The organism is Kribbella sp. NPDC023855 (assembly GCF_040639475.1).
GTDB lineage: Bacteria > Actinomycetota > Actinomycetes > Propionibacteriales > Kribbellaceae > Kribbella.
The window spans coordinates 1-13,997 of the sequence record NZ_JBFAAA010000022.1 but is presented as its reverse complement, the minus strand read 5'-3'; the positions used below and the strand labels follow the sequence as shown (position 1 = coordinate 13,997).

General features: G+C 67.5%; 10 protein-coding genes. 8 read left to right on the top strand and 2 right to left on the bottom strand.

Annotation, left to right across the window (positions count from 1 at the left end; all coding sequences use genetic code 11):
• The first annotated feature begins 330 nt into the window (after positions 1–330).
• Positions 331–1,977: a Wzz/FepE/Etk N-terminal domain-containing protein gene (locus AB0F51_RS38670; protein ID WP_360288668.1), complete on the top strand. Its 1,647-nt coding sequence runs from the start codon at positions 331–333 to the stop codon at positions 1,975–1,977.
• 46 nt (positions 1,978–2,023) lie between these two features.
• Entirely contained in the window at positions 2,024–3,319 is a 1,296-nt protein-coding gene (locus AB0F51_RS38665; protein ID WP_360288666.1) for an O-antigen ligase family protein, read from the top strand.
• 665 nt (positions 3,320–3,984) lie between these two features.
• Here the strand turns inward: AB0F51_RS38665 and AB0F51_RS38660 are convergent.
• On the bottom strand, positions 3,985–5,139 hold the full coding sequence (locus tag AB0F51_RS38660) for a right-handed parallel beta-helix repeat-containing protein (RefSeq protein ID WP_360288664.1): 1,155 nt from the start codon (positions 5,137–5,139) through the stop codon (positions 3,985–3,987).
• Positions 5,140–5,923: 784 nt separating this feature from the next.
• Between AB0F51_RS38660 and AB0F51_RS38655 the strand changes: the two genes are divergently transcribed.
• Positions 5,924–6,400, top strand: a complete 477-nt coding sequence (locus AB0F51_RS38655) for a hypothetical protein (RefSeq protein WP_360288662.1) — start codon at positions 5,924–5,926, stop codon at positions 6,398–6,400.
• 607 nt (positions 6,401–7,007) lie between these two features.
• On the opposite strand, the gene uxaC is transcribed toward AB0F51_RS38655, so the two are convergent.
• On the bottom strand, positions 7,008–8,414 hold the full coding sequence (gene uxaC, locus AB0F51_RS38650) for a glucuronate isomerase (RefSeq protein WP_360288660.1): 1,407 nt from the start codon (positions 8,412–8,414) through the stop codon (positions 7,008–7,010).
• A gap of 186 nt (positions 8,415–8,600) precedes the next feature.
• Here uxaC and AB0F51_RS38645 point away from each other — a divergent pair, with 186 nt between their 5' ends.
• From AB0F51_RS38645 to AB0F51_RS38625, 5 genes are all read left to right on the top strand, one after another.
• The gene (locus AB0F51_RS38645; RefSeq protein ID WP_360288658.1) at positions 8,601–9,605 is read left to right on the top strand and encodes a LacI family DNA-binding transcriptional regulator; all 1,005 of its coding nucleotides are present in this window, start codon (positions 8,601–8,603) and stop codon (positions 9,603–9,605) included.
• Positions 9,606–9,871: 266 nt separating this feature from the next.
• Positions 9,872–11,305, top strand: coding sequence for a mannitol dehydrogenase family protein (locus AB0F51_RS38640; RefSeq protein WP_360288656.1), 1,434 nt, complete (start codon positions 9,872–9,874; stop codon positions 11,303–11,305).
• Positions 11,306–12,143: 838 nt separating this feature from the next.
• Positions 12,144–12,503, top strand: coding sequence for a nuclear transport factor 2 family protein (locus AB0F51_RS38635; protein ID WP_360288654.1), 360 nt, complete (start codon positions 12,144–12,146; stop codon positions 12,501–12,503).
• A 274-nt stretch (positions 12,504–12,777) separates the two neighbouring features.
• A complete protein-coding gene (locus AB0F51_RS38630; protein WP_360288652.1) occupies positions 12,778–13,122 on the top strand; it encodes a YciI family protein in 345 nt (114 codons plus the stop codon).
• Positions 13,112–13,997 (top strand): sigma-70 family RNA polymerase sigma factor (locus AB0F51_RS38625; RefSeq protein WP_360288650.1); only part of this gene is annotated, 886 nt, incomplete at its 3' end. The genes AB0F51_RS38630 and AB0F51_RS38625, both read left to right, overlap by 11 nt.

The window sequence follows — 13,997 nt, the reverse complement described above, 5'->3', positions numbered from 1 at the left end:
CAAGTGATTCCCGTTGATCGTGCTGACCCCGTCGTCCCCCGAGAAGAGAGTAGGCCACAGAAAGTGAGCTTTGACCAGTCGGCAAACGGCTGGATTCGCCGACCGGTCGGCTGTGGTGACGGTACGTGAACGTTACAGCCGATTGCAGCTTCAACTTCCGGCTCCCCGGGCGCGCGGGGCGGCGCGGGGCGCAGTACGGACCGTGACCTGAGTTCGGTTTCGGAGCCCTCCCGATGCCTATATCCTGGGCCCGGCAAGGATCCGGTCACCCGGAGGGCGGCGCAATCGGGGTCCACGGAACGCGCCGGATGAGAACCTTTTGGGGGATGGATGGAACCGGGCACTGTCGTCTGGCGGGACACCGCCCAGTCACTGCTGCGGCACAAGTGGCTGATCATCGGCTGCATCCTGCTGGGAATCGGCGGCGCCGCGGTGTTCTCGCTGTCGCAGACCGAGCGCTGGACCGCGTCCAGCCAGGTGGTGATCGGCCCGGCCGTGCCGCCGGCTCTGGTCGGCGATCTGCCCACCGGTACCGACAAGACCGGCCCACTGGGACTCGACCTCCCGGCCGAGACGCAGGCCCGCGTGATGGCGAGCCCGGCGATCCTGCGTGAGGTCGCCAAGTTCCTGCAGATGCCGACCACGGACGACTCGGTCCAGGCGCTGGCCGGGGTGACCCGGGTCAAGGCGGTCACCGACAACGCCTACCTGATCACCATCGACGGCCCCACCGCCGACGAAGCGGTACGCCGGGCCAACGCGATCGCCCAGATCTACCTGGCCCAGCGCAGCCGTGAGGCCAAGGCTCTGCTGACCACGCTCGCCAGCCAGGCCAGCGACCGGGCCAAGACCGCGAACCAGCAGTCGAAGGCGCTGGCCACCCAGATCAACGAGGTCCAGAAGGGTGGAGACACCCAGGGCGCGAGCTCGCTGCGCGATCAGCGGGTCGGCCTGGCCACGGAGGCCCGGCAGGCCACCGACCAGGCAGCCGCTATGAACAAGGCCCTTTCGGGCGTCGGCGCGAGCAGCACGCTCGTCACCCCGGCCACGAAGGACACGGCATCGTCGTCGCCGCTGGTGTCGCGCGACATCACGGTCGGCGGGATCCTCGGCTTGGTGCTCGGGTTCGGCCTGGCACTGATCAGCACGCATCTGAGCCCGTTCGTCCTGACTCGCGACCAGGCCGCCCGTGCCGCTGCTTCGCCGGTGATCGCGGCCTCGATCGGGAACCGGCGTTTCCGGCTCGGCTTCCGCTGGCGCTTCTGGCTTCGCGCCTCGCCCCAGTTGCCGCCGTCCGAGATCACCGGGCTGGGGACCGAGGCGAGCGGCGCGCTTGCCCGTCGCGAGCTGAACCCGAAGGGGATCGGTGCCAGTGGCGCCGGCGCCCTGCTTGTTGTTTCTGCCTCACCCACTCGAAACTCTGCGGGCATCGCACTGGCGATGGCCGAGGCGAGTGCCCGCGACGGTCGCGAAACGTTGCTGGTGCTCGCAGATCTTCGCGGTACTCCGGTGCTGTCGCACGTGACCGACCACGAGGGCCTCACCGATCTCGTCAACGAGCCGGCCGCGACCCGCGCAGTACGGGCTCGCAAGTTGTTCCGTCCTGGCACGGTGGCTGACCTTTATGTCCTGCCGCCTGGGTTGAGCAACGATGAAGGTGCACAGGCCGTCGCGCCTTCGCTGGTGCCTGGCGTTGTGGCTGACCTGCCTCCGGGGTACTCGGTGGTCATCCACGGTCCGGCCGCGGTCGGCGGGCATGGAATCACGCCGCTGGCTTCGGCCGTCGACGCTTCGGTGCTGGTGGTCCAGGTCGGTCAGGACAAGGAGACGGACGTCACCCGGCTCACGGCCGCGCTGAGGTTCGCGGGTGCGCCGGTGCTGGGCGTCGTACTGATCGGCGCTTCGAAGCACGACGAGACGCTGGGTATTCCGCTGAACTTTGTTCCCGCCGAGACCGTCGCACCGCCGTTGCGCTGACTTGTGGTGACGGGGCTGTGTTGACGGTGCTGTTGATGGGGGCGGGATGACGCTGACGGCGCCGCCGGTGCCGGGAACCACCAGCGAACCGGACAGGGGCAAGGCCACCTGGCTCTGGACGGCGATGTGGTGCCTGCTGGTGCTCGGCGTGCAGCCGTGGTCCGCGCGAGCCGCCGCGCCGCAGGGGGAGACGGGCTCGAACAACAGCCTGATGAAGGGTGTCCTGCTCGGGGCGATCTTCCTGGTCACACTGGCAGCGACAAAGCCGGGCTTCCGGACCCGCGCAAGCCCTTCCACCACCCTGTACGTCGTCTACGCGATGGCCGCGACCGCCACGGCATTCCTGCTCTCGGAACCGGGCGGCCCGCTGCTGCGGCTGGCCCGGTTGCTGATCGGGCTGCTGCTCCTGCTGATGCTCTGGCGGCCGTTGATCCGGGTGCCCGAACGGTTGCTTCGGGCCCATATGTTTGCGCACCTCGCGCTCGCGCTGACGGTCGTCCTGAGCGTCATCTGGCGTCCCGAGGTGGCGTGGCGGCCGCTCAGCACGTTCGGTACCGGTTATCGCTTGCAGGGCGTCCTCATCCCGATGCTGCCGCCCCGCGTCGGCGAGGTCGGCGCGATCCTGCTGGGGCTGGCGCTCATTGGGTTCGTCTACCGCAAGGTCGCCTTCGTGCCCGCGAGCGCGATGATCGGCATCGGGCTCGTGCTGGTGGCGTTGAGTCGCACCCGCACCGCGGCCGCCGCGGTCGCCGTGGGGCTCGTGCTGGCACTGTTCCTGACCCGCAAGACCTGGCTCGGCCGGATCGCGTCGATCTCGGCACCGGCGCTGATGGGGCTGGCCTTCCTCGTCGTACCGTCCCTGCACACCTGGCTGCTGCGCGGCCAGGGCACAAAGCAGATCAGCTCGTTGAGCGGCCGGACGACCAGCTGGCAGTACGTCCTGGACGAAGAGGTCTCACTGCAGACCGCAATCATCGGCCACGGCCTCGGCAACAAACGCGTCCTGCTGCGACGCGGCGAGGGCGACATCGACGTGATGGCCATCGACAACAGCTGGCTCAGCCTGTACTGGGAAACCGGCCTACTGGCGGTCGCCATCGTAGGCATCGCCTTCATAGTCGCCTGGATCTCAGTCCTCCGAGCCCCCACCCCGTACATCAAAGCCGGCGGCGCCCTCCTCCTCGGCTACGTCTCAGTAGCCTCCCTCAACGAAAGCGGCCTCTCCGACCTAAGCTCCATGACCCTCCACCTCCTAGTAGCCGCCGCAGTCTGCGACGCCGACCGAGTAAGAGCCCAAGCCAACCCACCCCCACCCAAACCCCGCCCCACCCAATACATCTAACCCCTCGGCCCCTGTACATACGCGCACGTCAGCACCCGAGCGGGCGGCAGCACCCGCGCGAACTCCAGCACCTGCGGGCTCCGGCACCAGCGCGGAGTTTCAGCACCTGCGCCAGAGGCGGCATCACTCGCGCAGAGCCGGCAGCACCTGCGCAGCAGCACATCCGCGGGGCGGCAGCACCAACGTGGGCTCCAACACCAGCGTGGGTTCCAGCACCTATGCGGGCTCCGGCCATGGGCGGTCTCCAGCACCAGCGTGGGTTCCAGCACCTGCGCGGACTCCAAGGCACACGCGAGCAGCAACTCCTACGCGGGCTCCAGTCATGCGCAGACGGCAGCCTCGTCCGCACGACCACCTGCTACCAACCGCTCGCCCGCGCCAACCCAGCCACGCGAAAGCCGCGCCGCCATCCACCGCAACCGGCTCACCGGCTCGCGCTCGATATCCGCCGTGGTGAACCATGCCCACCCGCCTCGCGCTGGACATCCGCCGTGGTGAACTATGCCCACCCGCCTCGCCGCCCGCGCCCACTCGCCGCGCCCGCCCGCGGACCTTCACCCACAACCCGCTTCCATCCGCCTACCAGCAGACGCCCAGCGACGAACTATCTAAGCGGATGGAAGCTACCCCAGCCCCCATCCAACGATCAGCAAACAGCCGGACCCTCAGCTACTAACCCCATCCTGGTCAAACCCAGCAGCCTGCCACTGGCTCCACGTCATCGTCTTCCCCCGATACGCAAACCGCTCCGCCCCCCGATCACCAATCCGATAACTGTTCCGGCTGAACCGAACCGCCCCATCCCGCGCCGGCGACTCCTTGTTCTCCACCACCCCAGTACTAGCCGTCTGCCCATCCATCACGACCTGGTTCCCCTCAATCACCACATCGCTCAACACATACACCCCACGCGGCCCGTCCCCCCGAGTCCGCGACTGCAGCGCGATCCCGTTCCGGTTCCCCCGGATCAGATTCCCCACCACCCGCACCCCCGACGACGTGTTCACATTGATCCCGCCCCCGTCCCACAAACTCGGCCCCGACCCCCGCCCAGTACCAAACCCGTTGCCCTCGACAACATTCCCTTCGATCACCGCCTGGTAACTGATCTCGTACCGGATCCCATCAGCCGCGTTGTCCCGGATCCGATTACCGACGATCCTCCGGTCGTACTCCGCGATGTCGCTCCACATCCCGATCCCGCGGTTCGCCACGATGTCGTTGCCTGACACCTCCCCGGACGAGCGCGTCGACTTGATCCCGCCCGACTCCCAGTCAGCGATCCAGAAGCCATCGGTGTTGTTGCGGGTCACCAGATTCCCGGTGATCCTCACGTCAGCCGAGTGATACTGCCCGATCCCGAGCTGCCCGTTGTCGACGACCGTATTGCCGCTCACCGTCGCCCCATCGCCCTCGATCACCATCACACCAACCGCGTGGTTCCACCGCACCTCGTTGGCGACCACCTTCCACCCGGTACCGACCTCGAGCGCGCCTCCTTGCGGAATGCTCGCGAAGTGCTCGATCGTCAGCCCGCTGATCGTGACGTCCCGAGCGGAAACCTCGATCGCCGTCCGCGTCCGCGACATCTCGACCGCCTTGCCCATCGGATCGTCAGCAACGTAAACGGCGTTGGCCTGGTAGTCCCCGAAGAAGGTCCCGGGCTTCAACTGCTCAAGACTCATCACCCGCATGAGGTGCTTGCCATCGACAAACAACTGCTCGCTGGGCTGACACGGGTTCGTCTTCTCGTCCTCGCACTTCCCCTTCAACTTGTACGCCGCGGGCAACACCCCGCGCACCACCCAATGCCCACCCACAGCCCGCCACCCAGTGAGCCGCACCGACCCACTCAGCACCGCCCCTTCACTACTAGCCAATGTCGCCCCATCCACCGGCCGAATCGCCCGCCCAATCCGATGCACCCCCTCGCCAAAACAGAACGTCTTGGCCCCCGGATTAGCATCAATCACCCCCTGCGGATCAACCCCAACCGCTATCGCCACCCCCACGCACTTGGCAGCCGTAGCCGGCCCGGTAGCCCCAAGCTTCACCTTCGCCGCCGCCGGAACACCCGTAGGCACACCAACCGTCGCCTGCCCAGAAGACGATGACGGCAACGTTTGCGGCGACCCACCCTCGTCATCGGTACAACCAGCCAACAAAAAGACAGCCAGCACAACACCACTAGCCGACGTAAACCCGCGTCCCATCAATTCCCCCACACAAGCCGACCGCAAAAGTTGCCCAACTATAGGTCAGCACCCCGCCCCCCAACCCACCCCCGCACGCCGCCCCCGCGCTCCTCGACGCAGGCTCCCACGCGCCCGCCCGCACCACCCTCCGAACCCACGCATGCCGGTCCCGGCACCACCCGCCGAAACTCATGCATCCCGGGTCTGGGCACACCCGCCGAAACTCATGCAACCCCCGAACCCCCGGACCCGACACCACTGCGGACCTCGGCATCCTCTCGACGGTGTCTGGGCTCCGAACACCCCACGCTGAGATACCCCAGACCGCGGTGCCACCCTCCGAAACGCATCAGCCTCGAGTCTCTAAACCCTTGCATCCGGTACCCAAGTACAGCCTTACCGTCAAACCATGCCCACCCCACCTGCCACCGAAGACACCCCACCGCCCACCAAGCCTGCGCCCCACCCTGCAACCCCGCCTGCCATCCCACTGGCACCCCGACCTGTCACCTCACTCGCGCCCCGACCTATCACTCCACCCGAGCCCACCTGGGCGCCCACATCCTGCACGCTGCCGACCGTCGAGCAACCGCTCCGCGAAGCCGAATTCGACACCCTCTTCGCCGAAGCCGTAACCATCATCGAGCGACCAACCCCAACCACCCTCGACCTAACCCTCACCTCCACCGCCGAAGCCACCGCTCGAGACCTGACGACCCGCGAGGCGAGCTGCTGCAACTTCTTCACCTTCAACTTCCACCCCGCCACCCACAACACCCTCGTACTACGCATCGGCGTACCCCAGAGCGCGACCTACATAGCCATCCTGAACGCAGTAGAAGCCCGCGCCCGCCACCAGCTGAACGCCCAGCCCCGCACGAATTAACGTCACCGCCGACCCGAACCAGCGCACAGTCGGTCAACAGGACGTAGTGCTGGCGACGTGCCCGAGCTCGCCCGCCGCCCCGAGGCGAGTCGTCCCACCGCCATCCCCAGGTGACTGTGTCCATCAATCAGCCGCCCGGGCCCGAGATTGCCTTGGCCCCGGGATTGCGCGAGTTGGCCCTCCGACGAAGCGAGGACCCGGGCAGTTCGGCGCCAATGGCGAGTCGCTGCTCTTTGCGTGCTGGTCGTCGGCGGCACCTGGCTGTGGGCGGCATGGGTCTCGGCGCCCAATCGGTCATGAACGGGCGGGCGGACTGTGGGGGTTTCGTGCCGACGGGGACGGGCGGCGGCTGGCCCGCGGGCGGGCGCGGAACCCCATCCGCCGGCCACACCCACCCAGCCCCGTCCGCAACGGGCCGTCAACGAAACCCAGGAATCGCAACCTGCTCATCGCGGATCGAGGCTTATCGCCGGACCCGCGTCTTTGACGGCGTGGAGGTCCGCCGCCGCCGTCTCGCCGTCCCCATCCTCGCGTTCACCGTTCCCCACCGTCCCCGCATCCCGCCGCGCCCGCGTCGCGCGTCCCTGTCGCCCCCGCCGGCGCAGGTTCAGCGGATGTAGGTGTCGTGGGCGAGGTTGTAGGCGAGGTCCGTTGCTACCTGGAATGCGTCGTCTTCCTCCAGGCGGTGTTCGACGACGAGCTTGGCGAGGTAGCCGGCGTCGATTCGGCGGGCGAGGTCGTGGCGGGCTGGGATCGACAGGAACGCGCGGGTGTCGTCGACGAAACCGGAGGTGTTGTAGAACCCGGCTGTCTCGGTCACCAGTTCGCGGAACCTCCACATCCCGTCCGGGCTGTCCAGGAACCACCAGGGCGCGCCCAGCCGCACTCCTGGGTAGACACCGGCGATCGGCGCGAGCTCGCGCGAGTACGTGGTCTCGTCGACGGTGAAGAGCACCATCCGGAAACCGTCGACGTGGCCGAATCTCTCCAGCACCGGCCGGAGCGACCGAGTGAACTCTGTCGCCACCGGAATGTCATGCCCCTGGTCGGGCCCATAGGTCGCGTGGATCTCCGGGTGGTGATCCCGCAGTACGCCGGGGTGCAGCTGCATCACCAGTCCGTCCTCGGCCGACATCGCCGCCATCTGGAACAGCATGTGCCCCGCGAACGCAGCCGCGTCGTCAGCCGTCACCTCACCCCGCAACGCCGCCTCAAAGATCTGCGTAGCGGCGGCATCGTCGAGCGGAATCGCCGCAGCGGTCAAGTGCCCGTGATCCGTCGCCAGTGCGCCGGCCGCGATGAAAGCCTGCCGTCGTTGCCGCAACGCCTCCAGATAACCCGCGTACGACGAGGTGTCTACGTCAGCCCGTGCGCCAAGCTCCCGGACCAGCTCGCGCCAGTCCGGTCGGTCGAGATGGACGACGGCGTCCGGGCGGAAGGTAGGGATGACCCGCCCAGGCAGGTCGGTCGCCAGTTTCGCGTGCTGCGCCAGGTCGTCGGTGGCCGCGTCGGTGGTGGAGATGACCTCGATGCGGAACCGGTCGAGGAGCGCGCGCGGCCGGAACTCCGGCTCGGCCAGCCGCGCCGAGATCTCGTCGTACAGCTGGTCGGCGGTCTCCTCGGAGGGGGCGACCTCGATGCCGAGCACCTCCGCGAACTCGTGCTCCAGCCAGTACCGGCTCGGGGTTCCCAGGAACAGGTGCCAGCGCGAGCAGAACTCCCGCCAGATGTCACGTGGCTCGGCAGTCCGAACGCCGTCGCGACGGGGGAGTCCCAGTCGGTCAGGAGAGACGCCCTGGGAGACCAGCATGCGGGTGACGTAGTGGTCTGGCACCACCAGTAGGTCAGCAGGGTTACCGAAGGCCTCATCGGTCGCGAACAGCCCTGCGTCGACGTGCCCGTGGAAACAGAGCAACGGCAGATCCCGGGTGGACGCGTGGATCCGGCGCGCCACGTCACGAGCCTCGCCGGCAGGCAGAGCGCGGTCCGGATGGGGCTGCAGGGCCTTCGGCATGATTCCTCCATGAGATGCGGCTGCAACGGCTACTGAAAAGGATTGCAGTCATCTCAGTGTCGTGCAAGTCCAGCAAACAAAGGGCATCTGCGGCTCTGTCAATCGTCTGCCATGTCGATTTGACACAGCACCGCAACCGATTGCAGAATCGATCATCGACCCGATTCGACGACACGGAGGTGGGAGATGCCAGCGACGATCCGCGATGTCGCCCGCTTGGCCGGCGTGTCACCGTCGACCGTGTCTCGCGCACTCTCGTTGCCCGATGTCGTGAACGCCGCGACCAGGGCCCGAGTCCAGGCGGCGGCGGACCAGCTGGGGTACGCCCCCAACAGGGCCGCCCGCGGTCTGATCACGGGCCGGACGGGCAACATCGGCCTAGTCGTGCCAGATCTGGCCAACCCGTTCTTTCCCAGCGTCGTGAAGGGCGTCCAGGCCCGGGCGAGGATGCATGACGTGGCCGTCTTCCTCGCCGACACCGACGAGGACGTCGCCTCCGAGGTCAGCCTGGTGAACGCATTGGCCAAGCAAGTCGACGGCCTGATCCTCTGCTCACCGCGAGCCAGCGATGAGGAGCTGGCCGAGATCGCGGCGGAGTCGAACGTCGTCCTGGTGAACCGTCTGGTCGAGGGCGTCCCTGCAGTCACCTTCGACAATGAGGGTGGGATGCGGCAGGCGATCGCTCACCTCGTCGCGCTCGGCCACCGCAAGATCGCCTGGGTCGGCGGACCGATGACCTCCTGGTCCGGTGCCCATCGCATCATCGGCCTGTACGCCGCCGCCCGCGACCACGACGTCGAACTGGTCGAGGTCGGCCACTTCGCTCCCACCTACGAGGGCGGGATGGCGGCCGCCGATCAAGCGATCGCCACTGGCGCGACCGCCGTGGTGGCCTACAACGACCTTGTCGCGATCGGGCTGCTGGCCCGCTTGCACGCAAGGGGAATCTCGGTGCCCGACGACGTGAGCGTGGTCGGAATCGACGACATCGCCATGGCCGCGATGTCCCGCCCCGCGTTGACCACGGTGCGGCTCCCCAAACAGAAGTCGGGTGAGATCGCGGTCGAGTTGCTGCTCGCCATGATCGACGACCCCGATCCGGAAACCATCATCGGCACCCGCGGCACGCTGCAGGGCGAGCTGATGGTCCGGGACTCCACCGGCGTGGCCTCCGACCCGGCCCAGCCCTGATCCAGAGGAGAACCGATGCGCCCCGGACCAGATGACCACCGCAGCCGCCGTTCCGTACTGCCTAGGGCATCGGCCGGCAAAGCGTCTAAAGGCTGGAGCGGTGAACGCATGGTGATCCCAGACGTCCTGGAACTCGGCGACGTCAGGGTGCCCGGTTGTGGCCTGCATCGCGCTGTCCAGCTGGGTCGAGCACACCGACCACGTCCGGTCGCACCACTTGAAGAGATCAGGGCCCGCGTGGCCAATGGAGCAGCGGAGGTGTCGGCATGACCGAACGACTGAGCCTGGCGAACATTGCCGCCAGCCATCGGCCCGGGGTCGATCCGCGAGAGCTGACCGTCGGGATCGTCCATCTCGGCCTGGGCGCCTTCCACCGTGCGCACCAAGCGGTTTTCACCGAGCAGGCTGCGATCCTCACCAGCGACACGCGCTGGGGGATCTGCGGTATCAGCCAGCGCTCGTCAACCGTCCGTGACCAGCTCGCTCCCCAGGACGGCCTGTACTCCGTACTGACGCGTGGCCAAGGGGACCCGAGTGTGCGGGTGATCGGCAGCATTCGTGACGTCCTGACGGCACCCGAGGACCCGCAGGCCGTGGTCGACCGGATCGGCGACCCAGTAGTCTCGGTCGTGACCCTAACCGTGACTGAGAAGGGCTATCGCGCCGCGGCGGAAGGTGGTCTCGACCTCACCGATCCGGAGATCCAGGCGGACCTCGCCGGACGCCCACCCAGGACTGTGGTGGGCCAGTTGGCGGCAGGGCTCGAGAAGCGCGCCGCTACCGGCGCTGGGCCTCTCACCGTGCTCTCGTGTGACAACTTGGTGGCCAACGGCCACTATCTCCGTCGTCTGGTTGAGGATTACGCCGCGGCTTCGTCCGATGCCAAGGCGCTGAATGAGCAGTTGGAGGTCGCCCGCTTCCCAGCCAGCATGGTTGATCGGATCGTGCCGGCGACCACCGATGCCGATCGCGACGAGACCGCGGCGCTGCTCGGCGTACGGGATGAGGCCGTGGTTGTCGCTGAGCCGTTCCTGCAGTGGGTGATCGAGGACGACTTTGCCGGTCCGCGTCCGGACTGGGAGAAGGCGGGCGCGATCGTCACCGACGACGTCGCGCCCTGGGAACAGGCGAAGCTGCGGATGCTCAACGCGACGCACTCCATGCTCGCGTACCTCGGTGCCTTGCGAGGCTACGAGACGATCGCCGAAGCGGTCCGCGACGAGAAACTGGCCGACCTCGCGACTGAGCTGATGACCTCCGACGTGATCCCCACTCTCACGCCGCCGATCGGGCTGGACCTGACGGCGTACGGGGAGAGTGTGTTGGAACGCTTTGCGAACCCTGCCCTGAAGCACCGTACGGCGCAGGTCGCGATGGACGGCTCGGTGAAGCTGCCCGTTCGCCTGCTCGGGACTGTCCGCGATCGATTGGCCGCGAACGCCGAGCCCCGGCTCGCAGCACTCGCGGTCGCCGCGTGGATGGTCTATGTCGCCAGGGGAGCAGACGCCAACGGCAAGCCTCTCTCACTAGACGACCCACAGGCCGGCAAGCTCCGCGCGGCACTCGACGGCGCAGGCACCGAACCAGCCGCCATCGTCAACGCACTGCTGAACGTCGATTCCGTCTTCGGCCCCGACCTCCCCGCAAATTCAACCTTTCGAGCCCTCCTAACCGACCACGTAACCACCCTCACCAGATAAGCCCCACCTGCCACCTGCCGCCCGCCGCGTGCTGCCCGCCGCCTGCCGCCTGCGCCCGCCGCGTACTGGCCGTCTCGCTGCCCCTAGGGTCCCCCCGGCAGCGCGGCCGCCACCCGGCCTGGATCGCACAGGTTGCTCATCCCACGGGCGCCCTGAGATCACCCGCGGGATGAGTGCACCCGCAGATAGACGACCTGATCACCCGTCCCACTCAGCATCGCTCGCTCCCGAACCACCTTGTCGCCGACCGACCTGCAATTGACCCTGCAGCGCGGCTCGCATCTGAGTCGGCTTGTGCCCGGCTGGCGTGCGTTCGATCCTGCACGGCGTGGTTCGTGCCTGGGTTGGCCTGAGGCCGATGGGGTGTGTTCGGTCTGCCTGGTCGCTGGCCCCCGCCTCGTCACTGCAACTGCCTGATCACTTGCCGCCGCCTGGTCACTTGCCGCCGCCTGGTCACTTGCCGCCGCCTGGTCACTTGCGTCCGTCTGGTCACTGGGTCCGGCTGATTGCCGCGCGCTGCTCGGCCCGGTCGTATCGGAGCACCCAATGCCGGTGGTTGGTCTCCTCACCCTCGGCACAGCGGTGCGTCGGGCCGGCGGCGACGGGTGTGCGGGGTGGTTCCGGTTCGGGTGGGTGTCGAGATTGGGGGATCGGCGTCGACGTAGCGATGAACGGTTGGGGCCAGGCTTGTCTGCTGTGTCCGCATCGGCGGGTTTGTGGTGGTGGTTGCGGGCTTTGGTTCGCTCGGGGTGGGGGGTGTGAGTTGTCCGAATGGGGGTGGGGTGTTCGTCCATTTGGGGAGCTGGCGGGAGGCGCTGGTGGAGATTAGGAGGAGATTGTGAGCGAGGATCACACGCCTGTTGAGGTTGCTGTTGCCTATATTGAGGCGTTTGGGCGGGGGGACATGGTGGCGGCGGCTCAGTACGTTGCTGATGAGATCGAGTTTGAGAGTCCGATGACTCGGATCAGGGGCGCGGCGGGCTATCTCGAGGCGGTTGGGCAGTTCGCCCGAGGGGTTACCGGGGTCGAGATCATCGGGGCGGTGGGGGACGAGCGGCGGGCGCTGGTGATGTATGAGATGACCACCACGCCGTACGGGGTGCTGGCGGCGGCTGATCATTTTGTTGTTGCTGACGGCAAGATCACCGGCAATCGGTTGGTCTTTGATACCTATCCGATCCGTGGTGCTCAGGTCTGAGCCGTCCAGGGCCGGTACCACCGGGCGCCGGCCCGTGCTGGCACGCCGGTCTGAGCGCCACCCAAAGCCGGTGTCACCGGCACCGGGCCGTGCCGGCACCCGGTCTGTGCGCCGCCCCTAAGCCGGTGTCACCGGCACTGGCCGTGCCGGCACGCGGTCTGTGCGCCGCCCAAAGCCGGTGTCGCTGGCACCGGGCCGTGCCGGCATCCCGATTTGAGTGTCGCGAAGGGCCGGTTCGCCGGCACAGCCCGTGCAACTTTTGAGGAGAGAACCGATGCCTATCTATGTGGCTTTGACCTATACCGCTGATGTCGACTGGTCTCGGCCGGAGTATGCCGAGGAGATTCGGGAGTACGACGCGTTTGATCGTGAGCACGCGGCGGTGATTCGTGGCGGGCATGCGCTCTATCCGACGGCGACGGCTACCACCGTCAAGGTGCCTGGCGGGAAGGGTGGGGACATCGTCGCGGGGGACGGGCCGTATGCGGAGACGAAGGAGGCGTTGACCGGGTTCTACATCCTGGAGTGTGCCGATCTGGATGAGGCGGTCGCGGTCGCCGCTCAGATTCCGTCCGCTTGGCACGGTGTGGTTGAGGTTCGCCCGGCCATTGCGTTCTGATCCATGGGCGACCGACGCCGAGGAGGCGCTGGCGCTGCTCGTACGACGGGAGCGGTCGCGGGTGCTGGCCACCCTGGTCCGGGTGACCGGAAACCTCGAGCTGGCCGAGGACGCGGTACAGGAAGCGGCCGTGCGGGCGCTGGAGACCTGGGCACGTGACGGGGTCCCGGACAACCCGCGCGGCTGGCTGCTGGTCACTGCCAAACGCAAGGCGATCGACGTGATCCGGCGCGAAGCTCGCCGGAGCGGAAAGGAGGCAGAGGCGGTGACGTACTTCGAGCCGACGGACCCGGAGCCGTCCTGGGCCGTCCAGGATGACCTGCTCCGGCTGGTGTTCACCTGCTGCCACCCGTACCTGTCTGCTGACGCCCAGGTGGCGTTGGCGCTGAAGACACTCGCGGGGTTCTCGACTGCCGAGGTGGCTCGCGCGCTGCTGGTTTCGGAGGCCACGGCGGGGAAGCGGATCAGCCGGGCGAAGCAGAAGATCAGCCAGGCGGGCATTCCGTACCGGGTGCCGTCCGCTGAGGAGCTCCCCGACCGGCTGGCCGGGGTGGCGGCCACCGTCTACCTCATCTTCAACGAGGGCTACATGGCTGGGGCTGGTGCCGACCTGATTCGGTCCTCCCTAACAGCCGAGGCGATCCGGTTGGCGCGGACGCTGGTTGAGCTCATGCCGGACGAACCGACCGCCCTCGGCCTGCTGGCACTGCTCATACTCCAGGACTCGCGGCGCGCTGCTCGTACCGATGCCGATGGTAACCCTGTGCTGCTGGCCGACCAGGATCGCGGATGCCGCCGTGATCGGGGTCCAGATCGAGGGCAACGAAGTACCGAAGGCGTTCGTCGTCCCGATGCCCGGAGTGGAGCTGACCGAG

What these genes read in the sequence shown, in the direction of transcription:
- AB0F51_RS38670 (WP_360288668.1), top strand. Translation starts at nt 331, where the DNA reads ATGGAACCGGGCACTGTCGTCTGGCGGGACACCGCCCAGTCACTGCTG.
- AB0F51_RS38640 (WP_360288656.1), top strand. Translation starts at nt 9,872, where the DNA reads ATGACCGAACGACTGAGCCTGGCGAACATTGCCGCCAGCCATCGGCCC.
- AB0F51_RS38665 (WP_360288666.1), top strand. Translation starts at nt 2,024, where the DNA reads ATGACGCTGACGGCGCCGCCGGTGCCGGGAACCACCAGCGAACCGGAC.
- uxaC (WP_360288660.1), bottom strand. Translation starts at nt 8,414, where the DNA reads ATGCCGAAGGCCCTGCAGCCCCATCCGGACCGCGCTCTGCCTGCCGGC.
- AB0F51_RS38630 (WP_360288652.1), top strand. Translation starts at nt 12,778, where the DNA reads ATGCCTATCTATGTGGCTTTGACCTATACCGCTGATGTCGACTGGTCT.
- AB0F51_RS38655 (WP_360288662.1), top strand. Translation starts at nt 5,924, where the DNA reads ATGCCCACCCCACCTGCCACCGAAGACACCCCACCGCCCACCAAGCCT.
- AB0F51_RS38645 (WP_360288658.1), top strand. Translation starts at nt 8,601, where the DNA reads ATGCCAGCGACGATCCGCGATGTCGCCCGCTTGGCCGGCGTGTCACCG.